At 64.5% G+C, this 21,976-nt stretch carries 26 protein-coding genes; 19 read left to right on the plus strand and 7 right to left on the minus strand.

All coding sequences use genetic code 11. The annotated features are described in order from the left end of the window. Positions 1–111 precede the first annotated feature (111 nt). The 5 genes from glgA to VV088_RS19695 all read right to left on the minus strand — a co-directional run bounded on the left by glgA (position 112) and on the right by VV088_RS19695 (position 7,507). Entirely contained in the window at positions 112–1,557 is a 1,446-nt protein-coding gene (glgA, locus tag VV088_RS19675; RefSeq protein ID WP_334602358.1) for a glycogen synthase GlgA, read from the minus strand. Positions 1,558–1,639: 82 nt separating this feature from the next. Beyond that, positions 1,640–2,755 (minus strand): glucose-1-phosphate adenylyltransferase subunit GlgD, encoded by a 1,116-nt coding sequence (gene glgD, locus VV088_RS19680; protein ID WP_334602359.1) that lies wholly within the window; start codon positions 2,753–2,755, stop codon positions 1,640–1,642. Beyond that, entirely contained in the window at positions 2,752–3,963 is a 1,212-nt protein-coding gene (locus VV088_RS19685) for a glucose-1-phosphate adenylyltransferase (protein WP_334602360.1), read from the minus strand. The genes glgD and VV088_RS19685 overlap by 4 nt, the downstream gene beginning before the upstream one ends. 70 nt (positions 3,964–4,033) lie before the next feature. Continuing rightward, a complete protein-coding gene (glgB, locus tag VV088_RS19690; protein WP_334602361.1) occupies positions 4,034–6,130 on the minus strand; it encodes a 1,4-alpha-glucan branching protein GlgB in 2,097 nt (698 codons plus the stop codon). Between the two features lie 225 nt (positions 6,131–6,355). Beyond that, entirely contained in the window at positions 6,356–7,507 is a 1,152-nt protein-coding gene (locus tag VV088_RS19695) for a D-alanyl-D-alanine carboxypeptidase family protein (protein WP_334602362.1), read from the minus strand. A 223-nt stretch (positions 7,508–7,730) separates the two neighbouring features. Here VV088_RS19695 and VV088_RS19700 point away from each other — a divergent pair, with 223 nt between their 5' ends. Genes VV088_RS19700 through VV088_RS19785 form a run of 18 tightly spaced genes read left to right on the plus strand, consistent with a single transcriptional unit; the run spans position 7,731 to position 20,343 of the window. Beyond that, positions 7,731–8,030, plus strand: coding sequence for an XRE family transcriptional regulator (locus tag VV088_RS19700; protein WP_334602363.1), 300 nt, complete (start codon positions 7,731–7,733; stop codon positions 8,028–8,030). 3 nt (positions 8,031–8,033) lie between these two features. Further along, positions 8,034–9,293 carry a PBSX family phage terminase large subunit gene (locus tag VV088_RS19705; protein WP_334602364.1) on the plus strand — a complete coding sequence of 420 codons (1,260 nt, stop codon included), beginning with the start codon at positions 8,034–8,036 and terminating at the stop codon, positions 9,291–9,293. A gap of 17 nt (positions 9,294–9,310) precedes the next feature. Beyond that, complete coding sequence (locus VV088_RS19710; RefSeq protein WP_334602365.1) at positions 9,311–10,450, plus strand: serine/threonine protein phosphatase; 1,140 nt, start codon at positions 9,311–9,313, stop codon at positions 10,448–10,450. 5 nt (positions 10,451–10,455) lie between these two features. Further along, entirely contained in the window at positions 10,456–11,343 is an 888-nt protein-coding gene (locus VV088_RS19715; protein WP_334602863.1) for a hypothetical protein, read from the plus strand. A 22-nt stretch (positions 11,344–11,365) separates the two neighbouring features. Continuing rightward, positions 11,366–12,376, plus strand: a complete 1,011-nt coding sequence (locus VV088_RS19720; protein ID WP_334602366.1) for a phage major capsid protein — start codon at positions 11,366–11,368, stop codon at positions 12,374–12,376. 1 nt (position 12,377) lies between these two features. Next, the gene (locus VV088_RS19725) at positions 12,378–12,725 is read left to right on the plus strand and encodes a hypothetical protein (protein WP_334602367.1); all 348 of its coding nucleotides are present in this window, start codon (positions 12,378–12,380) and stop codon (positions 12,723–12,725) included. After that, a complete protein-coding gene (locus VV088_RS19730; RefSeq protein WP_334602368.1) occupies positions 12,722–13,045 on the plus strand; it encodes a hypothetical protein in 324 nt (107 codons plus the stop codon). The genes VV088_RS19725 and VV088_RS19730 overlap by 4 nt, the downstream gene beginning before the upstream one ends. Then, positions 13,042–13,545 carry a hypothetical protein gene (locus tag VV088_RS19735; protein ID WP_334602369.1) on the plus strand — a complete coding sequence of 168 codons (504 nt, stop codon included), beginning with the start codon at positions 13,042–13,044 and terminating at the stop codon, positions 13,543–13,545. Before VV088_RS19730 ends, VV088_RS19735 begins: the two co-directional genes overlap by 4 nt. Before the next feature lie 52 nt (positions 13,546–13,597). Beyond that, positions 13,598–14,599 (plus strand): phage tail sheath C-terminal domain-containing protein, encoded by a 1,002-nt coding sequence (locus tag VV088_RS19740; protein ID WP_334602370.1) that lies wholly within the window; start codon positions 13,598–13,600, stop codon positions 14,597–14,599. 12 nt (positions 14,600–14,611) lie between these two features. After that, positions 14,612–15,001, plus strand: coding sequence for a hypothetical protein (locus VV088_RS19745; protein ID WP_334602371.1), 390 nt, complete (start codon positions 14,612–14,614; stop codon positions 14,999–15,001). Between the two features lie 3 nt (positions 15,002–15,004). Then, entirely contained in the window at positions 15,005–15,646 is a 642-nt protein-coding gene (locus VV088_RS19750; RefSeq protein WP_334602372.1) for a hypothetical protein, read from the plus strand. Beyond that, entirely contained in the window at positions 15,639–16,331 is a 693-nt protein-coding gene (locus VV088_RS19755; protein ID WP_334602373.1) for a hypothetical protein, read from the plus strand. Before VV088_RS19750 ends, VV088_RS19755 begins: the two co-directional genes overlap by 8 nt. Before the next feature lie 10 nt (positions 16,332–16,341). Further along, on the plus strand, positions 16,342–16,914 hold the full coding sequence (locus VV088_RS19760; protein WP_334602374.1) for a LysM peptidoglycan-binding domain-containing protein: 573 nt from the start codon (positions 16,342–16,344) through the stop codon (positions 16,912–16,914). Then, positions 16,911–17,861 carry a hypothetical protein gene (locus VV088_RS19765; RefSeq protein ID WP_334602375.1) on the plus strand — a complete coding sequence of 317 codons (951 nt, stop codon included), beginning with the start codon at positions 16,911–16,913 and terminating at the stop codon, positions 17,859–17,861. The genes VV088_RS19760 and VV088_RS19765 overlap by 4 nt, the downstream gene beginning before the upstream one ends. Positions 17,862–17,871: 10 nt before the next feature. Continuing rightward, complete coding sequence (locus VV088_RS19770; protein WP_334602376.1) at positions 17,872–18,333, plus strand: hypothetical protein; 462 nt, start codon at positions 17,872–17,874, stop codon at positions 18,331–18,333. A gap of 12 nt (positions 18,334–18,345) precedes the next feature. Then, positions 18,346–18,735 carry a hypothetical protein gene (locus tag VV088_RS19775; protein ID WP_334602377.1) on the plus strand — a complete coding sequence of 130 codons (390 nt, stop codon included), beginning with the start codon at positions 18,346–18,348 and terminating at the stop codon, positions 18,733–18,735. Further along, positions 18,722–19,777, plus strand: a complete 1,056-nt coding sequence (locus VV088_RS19780) for a baseplate J/gp47 family protein (protein WP_334602378.1) — start codon at positions 18,722–18,724, stop codon at positions 19,775–19,777. The genes VV088_RS19775 and VV088_RS19780 overlap by 14 nt, the downstream gene beginning before the upstream one ends. Further along, positions 19,774–20,343, plus strand: coding sequence for a DUF2313 domain-containing protein (locus VV088_RS19785; protein ID WP_334602379.1), 570 nt, complete (start codon positions 19,774–19,776; stop codon positions 20,341–20,343). The genes VV088_RS19780 and VV088_RS19785 overlap by 4 nt, the downstream gene beginning before the upstream one ends. A 2-nt stretch (positions 20,344–20,345) precedes the next feature. Here the strand turns inward: VV088_RS19785 and VV088_RS19790 are convergent, their stop codons facing one another. Both VV088_RS19790 and VV088_RS19795 read right to left on the minus strand, forming a co-directional pair. Next, entirely contained in the window at positions 20,346–20,867 is a 522-nt protein-coding gene (locus tag VV088_RS19790) for a spore maturation protein (RefSeq protein WP_334602380.1), read from the minus strand. 2 nt (positions 20,868–20,869) lie between these two features. Beyond that, positions 20,870–21,442: a nucleoside recognition domain-containing protein gene (locus tag VV088_RS19795; RefSeq protein ID WP_334602864.1), complete on the minus strand. Its 573-nt coding sequence runs from the start codon at positions 21,440–21,442 to the stop codon at positions 20,870–20,872. Between the two features lie 258 nt (positions 21,443–21,700). On the opposite strand from VV088_RS19795, the gene VV088_RS19800 reads away from it, so the two are divergent. Further along, the gene (locus tag VV088_RS19800; protein WP_334602381.1) at positions 21,701–21,952 is read left to right on the plus strand and encodes an AbrB/MazE/SpoVT family DNA-binding domain-containing protein; all 252 of its coding nucleotides are present in this window, start codon (positions 21,701–21,703) and stop codon (positions 21,950–21,952) included. Positions 21,953–21,976 lie beyond the last annotated feature (24 nt).

A 21,976-nucleotide genomic window follows, 5' to 3' on the forward strand; every position in this document is an offset into this window, starting at 1 on the left:
CATAAATTCCTCGCAGCTGTTTGCCCACAAATCGACATCCCCGGTGTCATGTCCATCTTGAAATAACAAATTCCCGCCCACTAGGGCGGGAATTTGTTATTGTTTGGACGGTCAGCCGAGAATGCGCTCGTAGATGCTGACATACTGCTGAGCAGAATTTTTCCAGGAGAAGTCGGCGGCCATGCCCTCCTTCTGGAGGCCCTTCCAAGCCTTCTTGTCGTCGTTGTACAGATCTACCGCCTCGCGGAGGACCCACACCATGTCGCCCGCGCTGATGTTGGAGAAGGTGAAGCCCCGGCCGGTGCCCTCGTACTTGTTGTAGGGGGTGACGCTGTCCTTCAGGCCGCCGGTCTCCCGGACTACGGGGATGGTGCCGAAGCGCATGGCGATCATCTGGCTCAGACCGCAGGGTTCGGATACGGAGGGCATCAGGAAAATGTCCGCGCCAGCGTAGATCATGTTGGACAGGGGGGCGGAGTAGGTCAGCTGAGCGGCGAAGCGGCCAGGATACTGGTTCTGGGCGTTGCGGAACGCCTCCTCATACTGCCAGTCGCCGGTGCCCAGCACCACCATCTGAACGCCCTTGGTGCCCAGGCCCATGATCTCGTGGATGGCGTCGGTGACCATGGAGAAGCCCTTGTGGCCGACCAGACGGGAGACGCAGGCGATGAGGGGCACATTCGGGTCCTCCTGGAGGCCAACAGCCTGCTGCAGGGCGGCCTTGCAGGCGGCCTTGCCCTTGGCGATGTTCTTTAGGGTATAGTTGGCTGCCAGACCGGTCATGGCGGCGGGATCGTACAGCTCTGTGTCGATGCCGTTGAGGATGCCCTCCAGCTTGCTGCTCTGCTGGTTAATGACGCCGTCCAGCCCGTGGGCGTAGAAGGGGGTGCGCAGCTCCTGGGCGTAGGTGGGGGAGACGGTGGTGACGAAGTTGGATGCCATGATCGCGCCCTTCATCAGGTTCACGTCCCGGTGGTAGGCCAGCATGCCCTCGTTGAAGTAGCTGCGGTCCAGGCCGATGACATCCTGGAGCACCTGATCGCCGTAACGGCCCTGGTACTCGATGTTGTGGATGGTGTACACCGTCTTGGCACCGGCCAGCTCGGGGATGCGGTACTTCTCCTCCAGCAGGTAGACGGGGACCAGGGCGGTCTGCCAGTCGTTGCAGTGGATGATGTCGGGGGACCAGCCCAGCTGGCCGGGGGTCTCCACAACGGCGCGGGAAAAATAGGCGAAGCGCTCACAGTCGTCAAAGTGCCCGTAGAGCTGCCAGCGCTTGAAGTAATACTCGTTGTCCACAAACCAGAAGGTGACACCCTGGTATTCCGCCTCAAAAATGCCGCAGTACACCTGACGCCAGGCCAGGGTGACGTTAAAATACTTCAGGAAGGTCATCTTGGCGCGCCAATCCTCGTCGATCCCCTCGTACAGAGGGAGGATCACCTTGACCTCATGGCCCTCGGCCGCCAGAGCCTGGGGAAGAGAGCCGGCTACGTCGGCCAGACCGCCGGTTTTGATGAATGGGGCTGCCTCGGAGGTTGCGAAAAGAATTTTCATAACAAGTCCTCTTTTCAGATGATTCTTGGTAGGTGCGGACGCTTTCCGCCAAGGAAAGCGTCCGCACCTGTTTTATACAAGCTTATACCACCGAACCTTTGGCGATGGCCAGGGGGTACGTGAAATGGCCCATGAGCATGCGGCCCTCGTTTACCTTCACGTCCTTGTCCGCGATGACGTAGGACAGAGAGGCTCCAGCCTTGACCACCGTGCCCTGCATGAGCACGCTGTTGGAAACCTTGGCGCCCTTCTCCACCACCACGCCGCGGGCCAGAATGGAGTTCTCCACCTCGCCCTCGATCTGACAGCCGTCGGCTACCAGAGAGCAGACGGATTTGGACTCGGGGCCGTAGTAGGTGGACGGATTGGACTGGTCCTTGGTGCGGATGGGACGGGCGGGGTTGAACAGATCGGCCCGGACCGCAGGGACCAGCAGATCCTGGGAACGCTGGAAGTAGTCGCTTACCGACTGGAAGCGGCCTACATAGCCCTTGTGGATATAGGGCATCATCTTCAGAGACTTCATCCGGGGCTGAAGGACGCCGCGGCTGAAGTTGGTCACGTCGTGGGCGGCGCAGTAGTCCACCATGTCCATCAGCAGGCGCTTGGACAGAATGTAGATCTCCAGGGATTCCAGCGCCTTGTCGGCGGAGGTGGGGTGGACGGACAGGTCGGTGATCCGGCCCTCCTCGCTGACCTCTACGTACTCGGAGAACTGGGGCGCGCCCTTCAGAGTGGGGGTACAGACGATGGTGATATCCGCGCCGGAGTTCTTGTGCTGCTCAAAGACCTCGTTGACGGGCAGGTTGATGGCGATGTCGCCCCAGGCCAGCAGGACGTAGTCCTGGCGGATGTCCTCCAGGTAGTCGGCTACGCCGGCCAGAGCCTCCATGCTGCCGCGGTACTCGCCCTGGCCCTGCTCGGTGTAGCTGAAGGGGGGCAGGATGCGCAGGCCGCCGTGCTTGCGGCTCAGGTCCCAGTCCTTGCCGGAGCCCAGGTGGTCCAGCAGGGACTGGTAGCTTTGGTGGACCACCACGCCCACGTCGGTGATACCGGCGTTGACGCAGTTGGACAGCATGAAGTCGATCAGGCGGTACCGGCCGCCGAAGGGCAGAGAGCAGGTGTTGCGGGGACGGGTCAGCTCGCCCAGGTTGGCATCCGAGCGGTAAGCGAACAGAATGCTGTGCAGATCATTCATGCCTGCTCACCTCCTTTCACATCTTCGCGGATCATGGCTTTTGGCGGGACGGTGGCGTTCTTGCCCACAGTGATCCCGCCGGCCACTACGGCGATGCCCCAGTTTTCGCTGCCGTCCGGGGCGGCGCCCACGGTGGCGCCGGCCTCCACCGTGGCGTTCTCCGCAACGATGGAGTAGTACACCTTGGCACCCTCCTTGACGGTGGCGCCGGGCATGAGGATGGAATATTGGATATCGGCTCCCTTTTCTACGGTGACCGAGTTGAAGAGCACCGAGTTGGCCACGGCGCCGTCTACCGTGCTGCCGCCGGTGACCATGGAGTGGGTGATCATGGCGTCAGGGCCGGTGCAGTGGGGCGGCTTGATGGGGGTGCGGGCGTAGATGGGCCAGCTGTCGTCGTACATATCCAGGCCGCTGCTGCTGCCGGCCAGAAGGTCCATGTTGGCGTCCCACAGGGAGTCGATGGTGCCCACGTCCTTCCAGTAGCCCGCGAAGCGGTAGGCCATCAGCTTTTCGCCGGCGTTCAGCATATTGGGGATGATATTTTTGCCGAAGTCGTTGGAGGAGTTGGGGTCGGCCTCATCGTCGATGAGGTATTTTCTCAGCTTGGACCAGGTGAACACATAAATGCCCATGGAGGCCAGGTTGCTCTTGGGCTGGGGGGGCTTTTCCTCAAACTCGTATACCTTGTCGTCCGCCTCCACGTTCAGAATGCCGAAGCGCTTGGCCTCCTCCATGGTGACCTCCAGTACGGAGATGGTGCAGGCCGCCTCGGACTTCTTGTGGAAATCCACCATTTCGGAGTAGTCCATTTTATAGATGTGGTCGCCGGACAGGACTACCACATACTCCGGATCGTACAGGTCCAGGAAGCCGATGTTCTGATAGATCGCGTTGGCAGTGCCCTTGTACCAGCTGCCCTTCTCCCCTTCGCCCAGGTAGGGGGGGAGGATATGGACGCCGCCGTCAGACCGGTCCAGGTCCCAAGGCTGGCCGTTGCCCAGATAGCTGTTCAGCTCCAGGGGGCGGTATTGAGTGAGAACGCCTACCGTGTCGATGCCGGAGTTGACACAGTTGGACAGGGGAAAATCGATGATGCGGTACTTGCCGCCGAAGGGGACGGCGGGTTTTGCCACGTTGCTGGTCAGGGCGTAAAGACGGCTGCCCTGGCCGCCGGCCAGCAGCATGGCGACAACTTCTTTCTTCATGTTGTTCACCTCTTACTTTGTTTGGGGTCTAGCATATTCAAGTCGGGGCTTTTGGCCCTGAGAATGCCCGTCATTCACCGGCCTTTTTGGGCCGGGCCGTCTTTTTTGGTTTGTCCGAGGCGGGCTTCTCTGCCTTGGACTTAGAGGCGGTCTTTTTGGCGGGGGCCTTTTCCGCCTTTGGGGCGGGTTTGGCTGCCTTTTTGGCGGCGGACGCTTGTTCGGCTTTCTCCGCCTTGGGCTTGCGGACGGGGTTCTTGCGCACGCAGCGCAGAATCACGGCGGACATGGGAGGCAGGTCCACGATCAGGGACTGCTGCTGGTCGTGGCAGGGGATCTTCTCCGTCTTGATGGGGGCCTTGTCACCCAGACCCTCGCCGCCATAAGCCGGGTCATCGGTGTTGAAGGCGACGCCCCAGCTGCCGGCGAAGGGAGCGCCCACCCGGTAGCCGTCCCGGTGCTCGGGGGAGAAGTTGCACAGCACGATGAGGGGATTGCCCTTCCGGTCCCAGCGGAGGAAGGCCACGGTGTTGGCGTTGTTGTCGTCGGCGCACAGCCACTGGAAGCCCTGCCAGGAGTCGTCCTGGTCCCACAGAGGGGCGTTTTCCAGGTAGAAGGCGTTCATGGCCTTGAAGAAGTCCTGGGTCTGGCGGTGGGGGGCGTACTGGAGCAGGTGCCAGTCCAGAGAATACTCGTAGTGCCACTCGTTCCACTGGCCCAGCTCAGCCCCCATGAAGGTGAGCTTTTTGCCGGGGTGGGTCATCATATAGGTGTAGAAGGCCCGGACTCCGGCGAATTTCAGCGGGTTGTCCCCAGGCATTTTTCCAAAGAAGGAGCCCTTCATGTGGACCACCTCGTCGTGGGACAGAGGCAGAATATAGTTTTCGGAAAAAGCGTACATCAGGGAGAAGGTGATGTCCCGGTGGTTGAACTGGCGGAAGTAGGGGTCCAGCTTGATATAGTGGCAGATGTCGTTCATCCAGCCCATGTTCCACTTGAAGTTGAAGCCCAGGCCGCCGTCGTCCACCGGCTTGGTCACCTTGGGCCAGGCGGTGGACTCTTCGGCCACCATCAGCACGTCGGGGTGGGCGGCGAAGACGGCGGTGTTCAGATCCTGGAAGAACTTGATGGCCTCCAGATTCTCGTGGCCGCCGTTCACGTTAGGCAGCCACTCTCCGTCCTTCCGGTTGTAGTCCAGGTAGAGCATGGAGGAGACAGCATCCACCCGCAGGCCGTCCATGTGGTACTCCTCCAGCCAGAACATGGCCGAGGAGAACAGGAAGGAGCGCACCTCATTGCGGCCGAAGTCGAAGACGTCGGTGCCCCACTCCTTGTGCTCCCCCTTCCGGGGGTCGGCGTACTCGTAGGTGGGGGTGCTGTCGAAGTTGTACAGGCCGAAGGCGTCCCGGGGGAAGTGGGCGGGCACCCAGTCCATGATGACCCCGATGCCGGCCTGGTGGAGCTGGTCGATGAGGTACTTCAGATCGTCCGGGGTGCCGAAGCGGCTGGTGGCGGCGAAGTAGCCGGTGCACTGGTAGCCCCAGGAGGCGTCCAGGGGGTGCTCGGTGACGGGAAGCAGCTCTACGTGGGTGAAGCCCATCTCCTTCACGTAGGGGACCAGATAGGAGGTGATGTCCCGGTAGCTGAGGAACTCCCCCTCGCCGGTGCGCCGCCAGGAGCCCAGGTGGCACTCATAGATGTTCATGGGCCGGCGGTAGGGCGGGTTCTTGGAGCGGAAGGTCAGCCAGTCCTGATCCCCCCACTGGTAGCCGGTGTCCAGGTCGTAGAGCTTGCTGGATACGTCGGGCCGGGTGGCGGCGTGGAAGCCATAGGGGTCGGCTTTGCCTACAAAGCCGCTGCCGTCCGCCTTATGTATGGCGTACTGGTAGGTGTCGTAGCGGTTCAGGCCGGGGACGAAGGCCTCCCAGATGCCGCCCTCCACCCTGGTCATGGGGGTGGCTTCCAGATCCCAGCCGTTGAAGTCGCCAATGACGGTGACCTTGGGCGCGTTGGGCGCCCAGACCCGGAACAGGTAGCCCTCAGCGCCGGTTTCGTCCTTGGCGGGGTGGGCGCCAAAGCACTTCCAGGCGTGGGTGGAGCGGCCTTCGGAAAAGGCTTCAAGCTCCAGAAAAAGGTCGTTGGAAGAGAGTTTTTCTTGGTATTTGGACATATTTATCACCTCGTGGAATCTTTTGGAAGCCTCTTGTCGGCTAAAACCAACAAGGGAATGTGACGCGTGGTTGGGTATATTTATCAAAATTATACAACAATAGAAAAGGGCCGTCAAGTAAAATAGTGGAAAAGCAGGGGGAAATCAGAAAGAAAATTCCCAGGGTGAACATGCGGCCGGGTCATGTAGGGCAAGGGCTGCGCCCTTGCCGGAGACGGACAGTGCTCAGTCCGCCATGAGCAGCTTGCGAAGCATGCGGGAGAAAATGCCGGGAACGGACAGGCGGTCCACCTGCTGGGAGGACAGGATGGGGATGGCATCCCGCAGCTCGTCCCCCACATAGACCTCCAGCTGGCCCAGAGTTTGGCCCTTTTCCACCGGCGCTTCCACGTCCTGGGCCATGGACAGACGGGTGGTCACCTGGCCCTCCTCGCCCTTGCGGACCAGCAGCCGGCAGTCCCGCTCCAGCTGGGGCTGGACCTGGGCCTGGACGCCCAGCAATACGTCTACCGGGGCCAGAGGGACCTCCGGATAGACGGGGACCATGGCGTAGTTGGCAAAGCCGTAATCCAGAAGGGCCTTGGCGTCGTCAAAACGCTGGTTGCTGGTGGGAGACTTCATCACCACCGCGATCAGCTCCATGCCGTCCCGCTCGGCGGTGGCCGACATGCAGTAGTGGGCGGAGCTGGTATAGCCCGTCTTCAGGCCGGTGGCCCCCTCGTAGAAGCGGACCAGCCGGTTGGTGTTGGTCAGGCCGAATTCGCCGTTGCGGATGGAGTCCATCCAGATGGTGGTGTACTCCCGGATGGAGGGGTGGTTCCGGATCAGCTCGCGGGACATGAGAGCGATGTCGTGGGCGCTGGTTACGTGGCCCTGGGCGGGCAGGCCGGTGCAGTTCAAAAAGTTGGTGTCCGCCATGCCCAGCTCCTGGGCCCGCTGGTTCATCCGGGTGACGAAGGCCCCCTCGCTGCCCGCCAAGTGCTCGGCCAAGGCCACGGCGCAGTCGTTGCCCGAGACTACGGTAACGCATTTAATCATCTCGGACACGGGCATCTGTTCCCCCTCCTCCAGGTAGACCTGGGAGCCGCCCATGCCGGCGGCGTAGGCGGAGACGGTGACCGGGTCGTCTTTGGACAGCTGGCCGGAGTCCACCGCCTCCATCACCAGCAGAAGGGTCATGATCTTGGTGACGCTGGCTGGTTCCAGCTTTTCATGGGCGTTTTCCTCCAGGAGGAAAGCGCCCGTCTCCTTTTCCATCAGAACGGCGGAGGTGCAGGAGAGATTCAGGCCGGCCTCCGCCGCGGGCGCGGCTCCGGCCTGGGGAACGGCGGCGGAAAGCATGAGTACGGACAGCAATAACGACAGGGATTTTTTCATAAAGGATTCCTCCTGATCCATCAATTTGCGGGTATGGTCAGGATGTGGAGCGGGAGTTTTTTCTATACGCCGGGAGCAAAAGGTATTTTTTTCAATTGTGGGACAGTGTACCTTAGCGGAACGGCAAAAACAGGCGAATCGGGGAGAGAAAAAATTTTTTGTTGGATGCACCCAAACGTACAACTTTTCCCCGCGAAGGCCTATGGGTGTAAGGAGGGATGAGGTGGCTAAGACAAAGGGGCTCCCAAACCGGGAGCAGATCATTAAGCGCATGTGGAAGCTGGCCAACGCGGGGGCGGGGGACGCCGTCAAGCTGGCCTGCTTCCCGCCCGAGGAGTGGTGCGGGACCGACGGGCTGGACCTGGACGCCCTCACCGAGTTCAAGCGGGGGAGCAACGGCGTGGTAGAGCTGAAGTTTGTGGACCGGGGGCGGCTGCTGGAGCGGCTGCTGGACGCGGTGGACCACAGCGGCGAGGAGCAGGTGGACCGCTTCCTCCAGGCCATGGAGGAACAGGGGGGATAGCGCATGGGAGCAATGGTGTTTTCCCCAAAACAGCGGCAGGTGCTTACCTGGTGGCGGCCGGATTCTCCAGAGCGGGACCGGCAGGCCATCATCTGCGACGGCGCGGTGCGCAGCGGCAAGACCCTGTGCACCGGCCTGTCCTTCTTCTGCTGGGCGATGTGCTCCTTCCAGAATCGGAACTTTGCCCTGTGCGGGCGGACCATTCAGTCGGTGCGGAGAAATCTGCTGTCCGAGCTGATCCCGCTGCTGGAGGGGATGGGGTTCCGGTGTGTGCAGAAGGTGTCCAGAAATGTCATCCAGGTGAGGCTGGGCGGACGGCGGAATTCCTTCTACCTCTTTGGCGGGAAGGACGAGAGCTCCGCCGCCCTGATCCAGGGCATTACCCTGGCGGGAGCTCTGCTGGATGAGGCGGCGCTGATGCCCCGGTCCTTTGTGGAGCAGACCGCCGCCCGGTGTTCCGTCTCCGGGAGCAGGCTGTGGTTTTCCTGCAATCCGGAGTCCCCCGCCCACTGGTTTTATCAGGAGTGGGTGCTCAAGGCGGAGGAGAAAAACGCTCTGCGCCTCCAGTTCACCATGGAGGACAATCCAGGACTCTCGCCCCAGGTGCGGGAGCGGTACGCCAATACCTTTCAGGGGACCTTCTACCGCCGGTTTGTGCTGGGGGAGTGGGTGGCCGCCGAGGGGCTGGTGTATGACTTTTTTGACGAGAGCTTTGTTCAGAGTCCTCCGGAGGAGCCCTTGGAGGAGTGGTACATCTCCTGCGACTACGGGACCTCCAATCCCACGTCCATGGGGCTTTGGGGGCGGAAGAACGGGGTGTGGTACCGGGTGGCCGAGTATTTTTATGACGGCCGGGCCATGCGGCGGCAGAAGACCGACGAGGAGTACGCCGACGATCTGGCCAGGCTGGCGGGAGGAAGGAGCATCCGGGCGGTCATTGCCGACCCCTCGGCGGCCAGCTTCTGCGAGACCTTGCGGCGCCGGGGCTGGCGGGTGCGGAAGGCGGACAACCAGGTGCTGTCCGGTATCCGGCTCACCGCTCAGCTGCTGAAGAGCGGCAGGCTGGTCATCTGCAGAAACTGCAAGGACGCCATCCGGGAATTTTCCCTGTACCGCTGGGACGACCGGACCCAGGGACAGGATCAGGTGCGCAAGGAGCACGACCACGCGATGGACGAGATCCGGTACTTTGCCGCTACGGTGGCGGGGAAGGCCGGTCCAGGCGGCTGGTGTGCCGGGAGCGTGGAGCGAAAAGCCTTTTGAGAAAGGAGCAGACTACTATGAAATGGTGGAAGCAAAAGCGGCGCGAACCCCCCGCGCCGGTGGTTCAGGTGCGGCGGGAGGAGGGGCACCCCTTTGGGGCGCTGGACCGGTACGTCCCCCTGCACACCGGGGAGATCGCCCTGTACCGGGCCATTCGGGAGGCGGTGCCCATTGTGGACGCCGCCATCTGGAAGCTGGCCCGGCTGTGCGGCGGGGTGGGCGTCCGGTGCGGGGACAGGAAGGCCCAGGCGGGGCTGGAGGAGTTTTTCCGGACGGTGGATACTGGCTGGGGACAGCGGGGCGTGCAGTCCTTTCTGGACCGGTATCTGGACGACCTGTTTACCTGCGGCCGCGCCCTGGGGGAGATTGTGCTGACCGGGGACGGAAGGGAGATCGCCGCCCTGCTGTGCGCCAGTCCGGAGCAGGTGGAGGTGAAGATCGGGGACAGCCCCTTGGACTTCCGGCTGTGCCGGGCAGGGCTGGGGGAGCGCCAGGAGCTGCCCTGGCAGGAGCTGCTGCTGTTTACCCCCTTCCAGCCCACGGGGGACGCCCCCTGCGGGGTGTCGCTGCTGCGGTCTATGCCCTTTATGGCCGGGATCCTGCTGAAAATTTTTCAGGCCACTGGTCAGAATTGGGAGCGGGCGGGCAGCCTCCGCTTCGCCGTGGTGTGTAAGCCCGGGGAGGGCGAGGAGGCCTTTGCCCAGGAGCGGTGCGGGCAGATCGCTCAGGAATGGTCCGCCGCCATGCAGGCGGGACGGGAGGGTTCCGTCCGGGACTTTGTGGCAGTGGGCGACGTGGACATCAAGGTCATCGGGGCGGACAGCCCGGTTCTGGACAGCGAGGTCCCGGTGCGGCAGATTCTGGAGCAGCTGGTGGCCCGGACGGGTATCCCGCCGTTTATGCTGGGGCTGTCCTGGTCGTCCACCGAGCGGATGAGCGCCCAGCAGGCCGACCTGCTCACCAGTGAGGTGACCGCCATCCGGCGGACGGTGGAGCCGGCCCTGTGCCGGGTGGCCGAGCTGTGGCTGCGGCTCCACGGGTTTGGCGGGGAGGCGGAGATCCTCTGGGAGGACATCAACCTGCAGGACATCGTGGAGGAGGCCAAGGCGGAGCTCTATCGGGCTCAGGCGGAAAAATTGAGGAGGGAGATTCCGTGAAAATTATGAAAGAGACGGAGGGCGGCGAAGGCGCAGCCCTGGCGGCTGGCGATCTGGAGCTGATCGGGGCGCTGGCCCGGCGGCCCCTGGCGGCGGAGGAGGTGTATACCTTTTCAGTACGGCTGTGCGACAACGAGATCGACCGGGATTTTGAGCGGTTCGCGTCCCAGACCCTGGAGGAGCTGGCCCCCCTGTTTGTGGGGAAAAGCGGCATCTTTGACCACCAGTGGTCGGCAAAGGGCCAGGCGGCCCGGATCTACAAGACCGAGGTGATCCAGGAGCCGGAGCGGCTGACCAGGGCCGGAGACGGCTACTGCTGGCTGAAGGGATACGCCTATATGGTGCGTACCAGCAGCAACGGGGACCTGATTGCCGAAATCGAGGGCGGCATCAAAAAGGAGGTCAGCGTGGGCTGTTCGGTGGAGCGCTCCATCTGCTCCATCTGCGGCTGTGACCGGACCGTGACCGACTGCGGACACGAGAAGGGGCAGGAGTACGGCGGACAGCTGTGCTGGGCTACCCTGGAAGGGGCCGGAGACGCCTACGAGTTCTCCTTTGTGGCGGTGCCCGCTCAGCCCGGGGCCGGGGTGGTGAAGTCCGTCCGGCGGGACGGCGGTCCTGGGCTGGAGCGGCTGAAGGAGGAGGCCGCCCTGGGGCGGAAGTATCTGGAGCACCTCCGGGGAGAGGTGGTGCGGCTGGCCCTGCTGGCCGACCGGGAGCTGGACGGCCGGGCTATGAAGTCGCTGGCGGACAAGCTGTCCCACCGGGAGCTGGAGGAGCTGAAACAGTCCTTTGCCCGCCGGGCGGAGGAGCGGCTGCCGGTAAAGCCTCAGCTCGCCTATGGAGAGAGAGAGGCCGTCCTGGAGGAGCAGGACCGGGCATTTATGGTTTGATGGTAAAAAGGAGGTAAAACACATGGCTTATTACTACGACAATCTCAAGCTGGACAAGGGCATGTATCAGGAGGCGGGCCGATCCTTCAGCCAGGTGCTGGAGCGTCTGGACCCCAGCGAACGCTACAAGGGCACCGCCTTGGAGGGGCTGGATGCCTTTCAGCGGCAGCTCAAACGCTTCGATATTAAGGTGAGAGGCGCGGGCAGCGACGTGGTGGAGAAGTTCTTCCGCACGTCTGACGCTGCGGTGCTGTTCCCGGAGTACATCTCCCGCACCGTGCGCCAGGGCATGGAGGAGGGGGATATCCTTCCCCAGATCACAGCCGCCGTCACCACCATTGAGGGGCTGGACTACCGCTCCATCACCTCGGAGGCGGCGGGCGAGGAGAAGGAGCTGAAGGAGGTGGAGGAGGGAAACGCCATTCCCGAGACGACCATCAAGGTCCAGGCCAACCTGGTCAAGCTCCACAAGCGGGGGCGGATGCTGGTGGCCACCTATGAGGCGGTCCGCTTCCAGAAGCTGGACCTGTTCTCCGTCACCCTGCGGCAGATCGGCGCCCACATCGCCCGTACCCACCTGGAGGACGCGGTGAAGGTGCTCATCGACGGCGACGGCAACGACAACCCCGCAGAGAAGACCTCCCTGGGCGGGAGCACCTTCGACTACAACGTCCTGGTAGAGTTCTGGGCCAAGTTTGACCCCTATGTGATGAACACCCTGCTGGTGTCCGGCGACGTGATGCTCCAGCTGCTTAAGCTGCCCGAGTTCCAGAATCCCCTCACCGGGCTGAACTTCCAGGGCACCGGCCAGCTGGCTACCCCCCTGGGGGCGGCTCTGCTGCGCACCAGCGTTCTGCCGGAGAAGACCGCCGTGGGTCTGGACAAGCGGTTCGCGCTGGAGATGGTCCAGAGCGGCGGCGTGATGGTGGAGTATGACAAGCTCATCGACCGCCAGCTGGAGCGGGCGGCCATTACCACCGTCAGCGGCTTTGCCAAGGTGTTCCCCGAGGCCAGCCAGGTGCTGGAGCTGTGAGATGAACGAGGAGATCATGGCCCTGTGCAGGGCGATGGGCGCCTGTGAGGACCAGGAGGAGCTGCTGCTCCCCCTGGTCCAGGCGGTGCGGGGGCGGATGGCGGACCGGCTGAAGCAGGGGGTGATCCCCGAGGACTGCGGCACCGCCTTTCCGCTGGCGGTGGCGATGACCGTGATGGACCGGCTGTCCGGAATGACAGGCGGGGTGACCTCCTTCACCGCCGGTGAGCTGACCATCCGAAAGGAGACGGACAGAGGGACGGGCGGAAACCTGTCCGTCCAGGCCGAGAGCCTGCTGGCCCCCTGGCTGGAACAGACCGGCTTTGTTTTTCAGGGGGTGGAGGGATGATGGAGCGGGAGTGGGAGCGGCTCCTGCTCCGCTTCGGCCAGCCCGTCACGCTGCGCCAGAGGGGAGACTCCCGTTCCCTTCGAGCCTTTGTTCAGCCTGTCCTGGAGCGGGGAGGGCGCCAGGAGGTCCCCACCCCCTTGGGGCTGCGGCGGCAGGACCGGTTTCTCTATCTGGGTCCCGCCGGGCATCCCCTGGACCTGGACACCCTGGTGGAGTGGCAGGGCCAGGAGTATCAGGTGCAGTCCGCGCACCGGGTGGGGGAGGGCATCTGCCCCCACTGGCGGGCGGTGCTCTGCCCGAGAGATGAGGTGAGAGCATGAACACAGGACTGGAGCAGATCCGCCAGACGATGGCGGACTACCTCTGCCAACAGGGCGTCCCCGCGGTGACCGCCTGGCCCGCCGCGCCCAGGCAGGAGTGGACGGAGCCGGTGGTGGTGGTGTCCGTCCGGGGGTGCAGGGCGGGCTCAGCCAGCTTTCAGGACTACCTGGGGGAGCGGTACGATGAGAGGAGCGGCCGGTGGGAGGAGCGGTACGGGAAACGGGCGCAGCTGACCCTCGGGCTGGACATCTACGCACCCGAGCGGGAGGACGGAGAGGCGGTCCAGAGCGCCTTTGACGCGCTGGCCGGGGTCCTGGTCCTGGGCGGTCCGGAGGGGCTGGACCTGCAGGAGTTTTCCTGCGGGCAGACGGCCTGGGATGGGGAGAGCCGGCGGCTGAAGCGGCCGGTGGAGGCGGTTTGCACCGCCTGGCTGTGCGCCGTGACCGATGCGGGCGGCGTGTTTGTCGATTTTGAATTGCGAGGTGTAAGGAAAGAATGAGTATCAGTGTACATCAGCGTCCGGGGTCTACTCCTCCTACGACGCGTCTACCGTGGTCAGCGGCCGGGGTACGGGCCGGCTGGTGGGCCTTGCGGCGGTCAACACCCAGGCGGAGGCTGGAGTGGCCAAGACCATTACCAGCTATGACAGAGCGGTGGCTGCCTTCGGCTCCAGCGGGGCGGAGGATATGGCGGAGCTGATCCGGCTGGCCCTGAAGAACGGGGCCTCCGGCGTGGTGGCCGTGCCGGTAGACGGCGAGAGCGGCTACGAGGCGGCCTTTACCCAGCTGGCCAGGATGGAGGGCATCGCTCTGGTGCTGTGTGACAGCACGGACCGGGCGGTGCAGAAAAAGCTGCGGGACAGCGTGGCCGAGGCCGCCAGCCTGCGGCGGGAGCGCCTGTGCGTGCTGGCCGGGGACCGGGATGAGAGCGTGGACGGCCTCATTGAGCGGGCCAGGGAGCTGAACCACGAGCGGGTGGTGCTGGTGGCGCCCGGCGCTGTGGACGGCGGCGGGGCCTCTATCTCGGGCCTGCCCCTGGCCGCCGCTGTGGCCGGCGCCATCGCTGGGGAGAGCGACCCCGCCGTCCCGCTGGGCGGCGCAGAGCTGCTGGGCCTGAATGGGCTGTCGGTCCGGCTGGAGGATAACGACGTGGACCAGCTGATTTTGGGCGGAGTGACCCCGGTGGAGAGCTCGGGGGGCGTGATCAGCGTGATCCGGGGGGTGACCACCCGCACCACGACGGCAGGCGCGTCGGATTCCGCATGGCGGGACCTGTCCGCTATCCGGGTGGTGGACGATGTGATCCCCGGCCTGCGGGACGTTCTGCGCAGCAAGTTCCGCCGGGCCAAGAACACCGCTCAGAGCCGGGGGGCCATCCGGGCCCAGGTGGTGCTGGAGCTGGAGAACAAGCTGGCCCGGGAGATCATCACCGGGTATGAGGACGTGACGGTGACTGCCGACGCCGAGGACCCCACCCGGTGCCTGGTGGAGTTCGCCTTTACCGTGGCCCACGGGCTGAACCAGATCTGGCTGACAGCCCATATTACCGTTTGAGGAGGTTGAGGTATGAGCATTGCAGGATTTCCCACCAGCAGCGACATTTATCTGGAGGTGGACGGCGTACGGGTGGCGGTGGTGCAGAGCTATGCGGCCAAGACCACCAAGAGCAGTACGGCTGTGGAGGCCTTCGGGGAGGCGGAGCCAGTGGCCACCGTCCCCGGACAGGCCGCCCATGTGATCGAGCTGACCCGGCTGTACGCCACAGATGAGGCCATCCGAGACAACATCGATTTTTACTCCTTGGCCGGCTTTTCGCTGGTCATCTGCAAACCGGACAAGAAGATCATCTACTCCGACTGCCAGTGGAGCGCCATCCAGGAGAGCGCCAACATCGGCAGCATGGTGCTGGAGAAGGTTACCCTGGTGGCCTCCCGGCGTATCGAGACGGGGGCGTAAGCGATGGTCCTTTCGATGCTGGCCGGGCGGGACCGGATGCCGCTGGACAACGGCTTTGATCTGCGGCTGCTGTCGGCGCTGGAGGCGATTCAGGCCCGGCGGGAGGGGCTGGAGCTGGCGGCGGACGGACGGGAACGGGCGCTGTGCTCCAACGCCTGCCTGCTGGCCCGGGCGCTGGAGCGGACGGAGGATCAGATGCCGGTCTTTGCGGACGGCCGGGCGGTGCTGGCCGGACTGACGGCGGAGGAGATCGCCGCTCTGGCCGCCCGGTGGGCCGCCTTCAGCCGGGAGAACGATCCGGGGCTGGGCCTGCCGCAGGAGGAGCTGGAGCAGGTCAAGCAGGACCTGGCGGGCAACGCCGGAGAGCGGCTGCGCTGGCGGGTGCTGCGGCAGTTTGGCGCGCTGCCTACCGAGGAACGGGCCAGGGCCATGAAGGGGCGGGACTACCTCTGGTGTCTGGCCAATACCATTCTGGACCGGGAGGAGCAGCTGGGGCGCTTATGCCCCAGCTGCCGCGCCCGGGCGCTGGAGGAGCGGTGCTCCAGGTGCGGACGCCCTGCGGCGGAGTGGGAGGAGGGGACGGACAACCCCACCTTTGATCCGGCGCGCTTTGAGGAGCTGAGAGGAGGATGCGGCGTTGACTGATTACCTGGAGGAGCATCTGGAACGATCCGGTGCGCTCCTGGAGCAGGTGCGGAGGATGGAGCAAAGCCTGCCTGGACCGCCTGTTGAGGGGGAGCCGGAAGGGTCTGCCGGCGGCTCCGATCCCCTTGGGGCGGAGCGCGGCGCAGCTGAACTTGTATCCGAATCTGAGCGGGAGGTTGACGGCTTAAAAGAGAAGGTAGACCGGCTCGAAAAGGCGGTTGACAATGCGGGCCTGAACGAGGAGTTTCCAGAGGAACAGGCCGGGGCCACCGGAGACTGGCAGAACGGCGGTGAGACTGCGGCCCAAGGGTTCCAGGAGGGGCCGGGAGCGGACCATCCGGAGCATGCCGGGGCTGCCGCCGTTCAGACAAACCAGGAGAAGGCGGAGCCGGGCGGGGTCCCTCTGCTGGAGCAGCTGGAGGAGCTGGACCGCGCTGCCGCCTCCTGGGCTGTGATGACCGCTGGGGAGGGGCGGCTGGAGCGGTTCCGCTGGGGGGGCGGGGAGAGGCAGAGCGGGTATCCGGTCTCGCTCGCCGGTCCCCGCAGCGCCGCCGTACCGGAGGAGGTCTGGAGCGGCGGAGGTCTGAGCGGTTCCGCCGGCGCGGAGCAGGAGTGGGCGGAGCGGGCCGACCGGGCCTTCCGCCGGGACAGCCGCCGCTATGACGGCGGCTTTTCTCTGTATTAGGAGGTTGTAGATGAATCTGACACCGATGCGCTATAAGAGCTACACCTGGCCCCACAATCCGCGGGTCTACTCCATCGCGTTTCAGCGGCCGGTGGCGGTGCACAAGACGCCCTTTGGCCGCTACCAGCTCCAGGACCTGGGGATGGGGCACCGGGTCATGGAGGGCGAGGGGGAGTTTGTGGGGACGGGGGCCTATGTGGAATTTCAGCGGCTGGCCAGCGTCTTCTACGAGGACGGGCCCGGCCTGCTGGTCCACCCTCTGTGGCAGGTGGCCAACGCCTATTTTGTCTCGCTCAGGGTGGAGCAGGCGCCCAGGCCGGACTATGTGCGCTACTCCTTTACCTTCTGGGAGGAGTATGGGCTGTACAGCGGACTGGCGGTCCGCACCGGAGGGAGAGGCTCCCAGGCGGGGAGCGGGACGCAGTCCGGCAGTCAGGCGGTGTGTCACCGGGTGGTGCAGGGGGACACCCTGTGGGCGCTGGCCAGCCAGTACGGCGTGACGCTGGCGGAGCTGATCGCCCTCAATCCCCAGATCAAAAATCCCAACCTGATCCAAATCGGAGAGGAGGTACGGGTGCGGTGACAGCCTGTGTGATTGGCGCGGATCAGACGCGCTGGACGCTGCCCAAGCTGCTGGCCTGGCGGCTGGAGTACACCGCCGGGGTGCCCTGTGACAGCTTTTGGGTGCGGTGCGCCTGGGATGTGGACAACACCGCCAGGCCGGAGGACTGGGTGCGCTTTGAGGCTGAGTATGAGGGTGAGCGGGTGTTCACCGGCGTGGTGGATGAGTGTGAGGTGAGCATCACCGCCCAGGGACGGGTGCTGGAGGTGTCCGGACGGGGGATGGCGGCCCTCCTGCTGGACAACGAGGCCCTGGGGCAGGACTACCAGATTGCCACCCAGAAGGATATCGTCCGGGACCACGTGCGGCCCTACGGAATCTCGGTGGCTTCAGGGACCGAGCTCCGGGCGGTTTCTCAGTTTTCTGTCTCCACCGGGAGCAGCGAGTGGTCGGTGGTCTATGAGTTTGCCCGCTACTACGGAGGGGTCGCGCCCAGGTTTGACCGGGAGGGCCGGCTGGTGCTGGCCGGGTGGGACGACAGAACGGAGCGGCTGGTGGACGACAGCGCGCCTCTGATCTCACTGACGCGCCGGGACCGGCGGTACGGAGTGCTGTCTCAGGTGCTGGTGCGGGACCGGTGGAGCGGAATGGTGGAGACGCTGGACAACAAGGAGTTTACTGCCGCCGGAGGTCAGGCCCGGCGGATCATTACCATGCCGGAGCGGAGCACGTACAAGGACATGCGCTACAGCGGGGCGTTTCAGCTGGACAAATCCGCCTCGGAGTGGAAGCGCATGGAGGTGACCGTGGGACAGCCCTTCTGCGTCTGGCCGGGGGAGCTGGTGACGGTCCGTCGCAGCGGACTGGATTGGAACGGCCAGTACCGGGCGGTGGAGGTGACCGTGGGGATGGACATGGGCGGGCGCTGGAGCAGGATGGTGCTGGCGCCCCCTGATTTTACAGTTTGAGGTGAGAAGGATGTGGACATCAGAACGAACTCGAAACCTTCCGGTGCGGGAGGCGGCGGCTGAGGTGGGCACTGTCACCCTGGGGGGCGACCCTGCCGGGGTGAGCCTGGGCGGGGAGCGGCGCTGGATCAATGTGTACGGCCCCGGCGGCTACAGCTGGCGGCCCACCTCCGGGGACAAGGTGATGGTGCTCAAGGCCGGAGCGGAGGGGGAGTCCCCCTGTATCCTGGGCACCACCCAGGAGGCGGAGGACCTGAAGCCCGGCGAGGTCCGGCTGACTGGCGTGGACTGCGACCTCTTCCTGGGACAGGGGCAGGTGGCCATGACCAGCGGAAAGAGCTCCATGTCGCTGGGCAGAGACGGCGTGGAGATGACCGGCGGCGTGTCCGTCAACGGCCAGCGGCTGGAGGACATGGTGCGGGAGCTGGCCCGGGAGGCGGCCCTGGCGGCCGTCAGCCAGCTGCTGGGTTAGAGGAGGAACGCCATGGAGTGGAAGCTTATAGATGGGGACTATGTCCCCGACGGAACAGGGAGCCTCACCGCGCTGACGGGAGGGGAGGAGGTGCTGGCCCGGGTGCTTTACCGCCTCACCGCCCGGCGGGGGGCGTTTCCCTTTCTGCCCGAGCTGGGCAGCCGGCTGTATCAGCTGGGCCGGGAAAAGCCCTCCGCCCGCCAGGCGCTGGCCGCGCAGTATGTGACCGAGGCCCTGCGGGAGGAGGCGGATCTGGCTGTACAGCTGGTGGAGCTGACTCAGGTGGAGGAGCAGGGGGCGCTCACTGTCTGGCTGACCTGGCAGGGGGAGGAATTGACCGTCCAGCTGCCCCTTGCGGCGGCTGGACGGTCAGAAGGAGGGGGAAGGTATGAAGACCATTGACGAAATTTATCAGGAGATGCTGGTCTGCTTTGGGGAGCAGACCGGGCTGGAACCCCGGGAGGGGTGCGACCTGTCCGCCCGGCTGTACGCGCTGGCGGCCCAGGTCTACTCCCTGTATGTGCAGGCGGACTGGGTGGTGCGGCAGGCGTTTCCCCAGACTGCGGAGGGGGAGTATCTGGACGCCCACGCCCAGCTGCGGGGGCTGGAGCGCAAGCCGGCGGTGACTGCGGAGGGGACCGTCCGGTTTGCGGCGGGAGAGGTCTCGGACGCCCCCAGGGAGATCCCCCGGGGGACGGTCTGCATGACGGCGGGGCTTGTCCGGTTTGAGACCACGGAGCCCGCCGCGATCCCGGCGGGACAGCTGACGGCAGATGTGTCCGTCCAGGCGCTGGAGCCGGGAAAGCTGGGCAATGTGTCCGCCAGAGCCATTGTGTCCATGGCGGTGGCGCCCATCGGCGTTTCCGCCTGCACCAATCCGGAGCCCTGCGCCGGAGGGGCGGACGGCGAGACCGATGAGGAGCTGCGCGTCCGGGTGCTGGAGACCTTCAAGCGCCTGCCCAACGGCGCCAACAGCGCCTTCTACCAGCAGGGGGCGCTGTCCTTCGACCAGGTGGCGGCTGCGGCGGTGATCCCCCGGCCCAGGGGAGTAGGGTCGGTGGATATCGTCCCCGCCACCCTGGCCGGACTGCCCGGTCAGGAGCTGCTGAAGGAGCTGACGGATTACTTTGAGGCGCGGCGGGAGATCGCCGTGGACCTGCAGGTACGGGCTCCGGAGACGGTGACGGTGAATATCGCCGTGGCAGTGGAGGCGGAAGAGGGCCGAAACAGCGCGGAGGTGCTGGGCCGGGTGGAGGAGGCCGTCCGGGGCTGGTTTAACGGCAGGCTGCTGGGCCAGCGCATCCTCCGGGCCAGACTGGGGGAGATTATCTACCACTGTGAAGGTGTGGCCAACTATTCCATCACCACTCCGGCGGCGGATGTGGCAGTCAGGGAGGACCAGCTGCCCCTGCTGGGCACGCTGCGGGTGGAGGCGAAGGTATGAAGCACGCCCAATGCATGCGGGACCTGCTGCGTCCCCTGGGAATCTACAGACTGGATGCGCCCTTCAACGGCGGAGAGCTGGATGTACAGGGCGAAGAGCTGGACAAGGTGATGGCCTGGTTGGAGGAGGTCCAGCGAGAGAACTCTCTGACCACGGCGGAGGACTGGGGGCTGGAGAACATCGCCCGGCTGTTTGTCCGCCGTCCGGTGGCGGACCAGCCCAGAAAGCTGGCCGCCGCCCTGGCCGCCCTGCTGCGCATTGGCGGGGACAGCTTTACTCTGGAGGCCATCAACGACACCATCACCGGCTGCGGCGTCCCCGCGGTGGTGAAGGAGCGGGGGAAGGGAGAGGTGTCCGTCTCCTTCCCCGGTGTGGCCGGGGAGCCGGCCAACTTTGAGGAGCTGAAAAAGATCATTGAGGATATCCTGCCCACCCACCTGGGGATCGAGTATGACTTCTGGTACCTGACATGGGAGGAGCTGGAGGCCAACTTCCACAGCTGGCAGGAGATCGAGGACCTGGAGCTGTCCTGGACCAGGCTGGAGACCTTTGTGGAGTATCTGTAGCATCACCCGAAGCAGATCCGGACCGCCCAGGCGGCGGCGAGAAAGCCGGTGAGGTCGGCGCACAGAGCGGCGGGGACGGCGTAGCGGGTTTTGGTGATGCCCACCGCACCGAAGTAGACGGCGATGGTGTAGAAAGTGGTCTCGGTGGAGCCCAGCATGACGGCGGCGGTGCGGCCCAGGGTGGAGTCGGGGCCGTAGGTGGAGATGAGCTCCGCCCCTACCCCTAAAGCGGCGGAGCCGCTGATGGGCCGCACCAGCATCAGGGGCAGCAGCTCCGAGGGCAGGCCCAGCCGGTCCAGGAGGGGGGCCAGGGCCTGAGCCAGCAGCTCCAGCGCGCCCGAGGCCCGGAGCATATACACCGCCGTCATCAGCCCGATGAGAGCGGGGACGATGCGCAGCAAAGTGTCCAGCCCCGAGCCCGCCCCCTGGACCAGGGCGGAGTAGACGTCGACCCGGCGGCCGGCGGCGTAGACGGCGATGGCCCCGATGGTCAGGGGGACCAGCATGGTGAACAAGAGATCCATGGTTAATCCCTCCAGATTTTGGAAAACAGCTTGCAGGCGGCGATTCCAACCCCCACGGACAGAGCGGAGGCCAGCCAGACGGCGGGGAGGATGTCGAAGGGGGTCTGACAGCCCTCCGCCGCCCGGACGGAGGCCACCGTGGTGGGGATGAGCTGGATGGAGGCGGTGTTGCATACTACCAGCATGCACAGGCTGTCAGAGGCCGTGCCGGGGCTGGACCGGGCCAGACGGCGTGCGGCCTCCAGGCCCAGAGGGGTGGCGGCGCTGCCCAGCCCCAGCAGGTTGGCGGACACGTTGGCGGAGATGCTGTCCATGGCCTCCCGGTCCCGGGCCGCCTGGGGAAACAGCTGGCGCAGGATGGGGGACAGCAGCCGGGACAGCTGATCGGCCAGCCCAGACTGGCGCATCACCTCCATCACGCCGGTCCACAGGCACAGCATCCCCGCGATGGACAGCGCCAGCTGCACCGCCGCCGAGGTGCCCTCCACCGCCGCGGCCGCTACCTCGGGCCCGCGCCCGGTGGCCAATCCGCACAGAATGGAAAGCACCACCATCCCGGTCCAGATTACAGTCATTGTCAAGGCCGATCCCCTCCCTCTTGTCCCATCTATACGGAGGGAACTGGAAAATCATGTCTGCGGGAAAGGTGGAAATTTACAAAAAAATCCAGCCCATACCTTCTTTTCCACAAAAATTCTACATTTTTCACCCTATTTTGCCCGATAGAAACAGTTGACATTGCATTTTTTTGCCGCTACAATAGAAGAGAAAGATGTGCCGGAGCCAGGCCTTGGACTCCGGGTCCGTGTAACGATAACAAAGGAGGCAATTACATGAAATCCACTGGCATTGTCCGAAAGGTGGACGAACTGGGCCGCATCGTACTGCCCATCGAGCTGCGCCGTACTCTGGACATCGAGGAGAAGGATTCCTTGGAGATCTACATGGACGGTCCGTCCATCGTGCTGAAGAAATTTCAGCCAGCCTGCATCTTTTGCGATAACGAGAAGGATATCATTGAGTTCCGAGGGAAAAATATTTGTCCGAGATGCTTTCAGGAGATGAGCGCCTCCTTTCAAAAGTGAATTGAGGATACAGCAGGCCCCCCG

The sequence above is a fragment of the Lawsonibacter sp. JLR.KK007 genome (assembly GCF_036941135.1).
In the GTDB taxonomy this organism is placed as follows: Bacteria; Bacillota; Clostridia; order Oscillospirales; family Oscillospiraceae; genus Lawsonibacter.

Bases quoted from the DNA above. Each gene is read 5' to 3' on its own strand.
- VV088_RS19725 (WP_334602367.1), top strand. From the start codon at position 12,378: ATGAACGAGGAGATCATGGCCCTGTGCAGGGCGATGGGCGCCTGTGAG.
- glgA (WP_334602358.1), bottom strand. From the start codon at position 1,557: ATGAAAATTCTTTTCGCAACCTCCGAGGCAGCCCCATTCATCAAAACC.
- VV088_RS19790 (WP_334602380.1), bottom strand. From the start codon at position 20,867: ATGGATCTCTTGTTCACCATGCTGGTCCCCCTGACCATCGGGGCCATC.
- VV088_RS19715 (WP_334602863.1), top strand. From the start codon at position 10,456: ATGAAAGAGACGGAGGGCGGCGAAGGCGCAGCCCTGGCGGCTGGCGAT.
- VV088_RS19720 (WP_334602366.1), top strand. From the start codon at position 11,366: ATGGCTTATTACTACGACAATCTCAAGCTGGACAAGGGCATGTATCAG.
- glgD (WP_334602359.1), bottom strand. From the start codon at position 2,755: ATGAATGATCTGCACAGCATTCTGTTCGCTTACCGCTCGGATGCCAAC.
- VV088_RS19760 (WP_334602374.1), top strand. From the start codon at position 16,342: ATGAATCTGACACCGATGCGCTATAAGAGCTACACCTGGCCCCACAAT.
- VV088_RS19745 (WP_334602371.1), top strand. From the start codon at position 14,612: ATGAGCATTGCAGGATTTCCCACCAGCAGCGACATTTATCTGGAGGTG.
- glgB (WP_334602361.1), bottom strand. From the start codon at position 6,130: ATGTCCAAATACCAAGAAAAACTCTCTTCCAACGACCTTTTTCTGGAG.
- VV088_RS19730 (WP_334602368.1), top strand. From the start codon at position 12,722: ATGATGGAGCGGGAGTGGGAGCGGCTCCTGCTCCGCTTCGGCCAGCCC.
- VV088_RS19780 (WP_334602378.1), top strand. From the start codon at position 18,722: ATGAAGACCATTGACGAAATTTATCAGGAGATGCTGGTCTGCTTTGGG.
- VV088_RS19795 (WP_334602864.1), bottom strand. From the start codon at position 21,442: ATGACTGTAATCTGGACCGGGATGGTGGTGCTTTCCATTCTGTGCGGA.
- VV088_RS19735 (WP_334602369.1), top strand. From the start codon at position 13,042: ATGAACACAGGACTGGAGCAGATCCGCCAGACGATGGCGGACTACCTC.
- VV088_RS19775 (WP_334602377.1), top strand. From the start codon at position 18,346: ATGGAGTGGAAGCTTATAGATGGGGACTATGTCCCCGACGGAACAGGG.
- VV088_RS19705 (WP_334602364.1), top strand. From the start codon at position 8,034: ATGGGAGCAATGGTGTTTTCCCCAAAACAGCGGCAGGTGCTTACCTGG.
- VV088_RS19785 (WP_334602379.1), top strand. From the start codon at position 19,774: ATGAAGCACGCCCAATGCATGCGGGACCTGCTGCGTCCCCTGGGAATC.
- VV088_RS19685 (WP_334602360.1), bottom strand. From the start codon at position 3,963: ATGAAGAAAGAAGTTGTCGCCATGCTGCTGGCCGGCGGCCAGGGCAGC.
- VV088_RS19800 (WP_334602381.1), top strand. From the start codon at position 21,701: ATGAAATCCACTGGCATTGTCCGAAAGGTGGACGAACTGGGCCGCATC.
- VV088_RS19695 (WP_334602362.1), bottom strand. From the start codon at position 7,507: ATGAAAAAATCCCTGTCGTTATTGCTGTCCGTACTCATGCTTTCCGCC.
- VV088_RS19750 (WP_334602372.1), top strand. From the start codon at position 15,005: ATGGTCCTTTCGATGCTGGCCGGGCGGGACCGGATGCCGCTGGACAAC.
- VV088_RS19710 (WP_334602365.1), top strand. From the start codon at position 9,311: ATGAAATGGTGGAAGCAAAAGCGGCGCGAACCCCCCGCGCCGGTGGTT.
- VV088_RS19770 (WP_334602376.1), top strand. From the start codon at position 17,872: ATGTGGACATCAGAACGAACTCGAAACCTTCCGGTGCGGGAGGCGGCG.